This window comes from Streptomyces sp. NPDC002690, assembly GCF_053592415.1.
This window is the reverse complement of sequence record NZ_JBSFVR010000760.1, coordinates 1-1,139: the sequence shown is the minus strand read 5'-3', so window position 1 is coordinate 1,139 and position 1,139 is coordinate 1. Positions and strand designations below refer to the sequence as shown.

At 71.0% G+C, this 1,139-nt stretch carries 1 protein-coding gene; it reads right to left on the bottom strand.

From position 1 onward, the window contains the following. Positions 1-1,054: LacI family DNA-binding transcriptional regulator (locus ACWD3D_RS37335; protein WP_451465067.1), on the bottom strand; the 1,054-nt coding region annotated here is incomplete at its 3' end. Positions 1,055-1,139 lie beyond the last annotated feature (85 nt).

Below are 1,139 nucleotides of genomic sequence, written 5' to 3'. Positions count from 1 at the left end.
GGCGAGGTAGAGCGTGCCGCGGTCGCGCATCAGGGCACCGGTGGCCCGTTCGGCGCGCCTGGGCCGTCGACCCGCGCACCACCAGCTCGGGTTCGAAGAGCAGTTCGCCGTGGTGCACCTCGCCGCCCTGGATCTGGGCGCAGAGCAGTTCCACGACCGCGCGGCCCATCGCCTCGATGGGCTGGCGCACGGTGGTCAGCGGCGGCTCCGTGCAGTTCATGAACGCGGAGTCGTCGTAACCGACCACCGACACCCCGTCCGGCACGGAGATCCCGCGCCGGCGGGCCGCCCGCACCGCGCCGAGGGCCAGCGGGTCGCTCGCGCAGATGATGCCGGTGGCGCCCCGGTCCAGCAGCCGCGAGGCGGCCGCCTGACCGCCCTCCAGGGAGAACATGGTCCGTTCGACGAACTCCGCCGTCAGCTCACGCCCGTGGGCCGTCGCGGCCGTCCTGGCCGCCGCCAGCTTGCGTCGCGAGGGGATGTGGTCGGCGGGGCCCAGCACCAGGCCGATCTTCTCGTGGCCCAGCGAGGTGAGATGGCGCCACGCCTGCTCGACGGCTACGCCGTCGTCGCACGAGATGCAGGGGAAGTCGACGTTCTCTATGGGGGCGTTGATGAGGACCACCGGAATCCTGCGCTCCGCGAGCCGCCGGTAGTGCGCGTGCTCCGCGTCCGCCTGGGCGAAGAGGCCGCCGGCGAAGACGACCCCGGAGACCTGTTGCTGGAGCAGCAGGTCCACGTAGTCCGCCTCCGAGACGCCGCCCTTGGTCTGGGTGCAGAGCACCGGTGTGAGGCCCTGCTGCGCGAGCGCGCCGCCGATCACCTCCGCGAAGGCCGGGAAGATCGGATTCTGGAGCTCGGGCAGCACCAGCCCCACCAGTCGCGCCCGCTCGCCCCGCAGCTGGCTCGGCCGTTCGTAGCCGAGCACGTCCAGTGCGGTGAGCACCGACTGCCGGGTCGCCTGGGAGACTCCGGGCTTGCCGTTGAGCACCCGGCTGACCGTGGCCTCGCTGACACCCACCTTCTTTGCCACTTGAGCAAGTCTTCGCGTCATGACCGCAAGACTAACGCAATCAGTGCAAGCTATTTGCAGAAGGCTTCCGGGCCGTCGTGGCGGTGGGGGGAACCCGCCCCCAAAA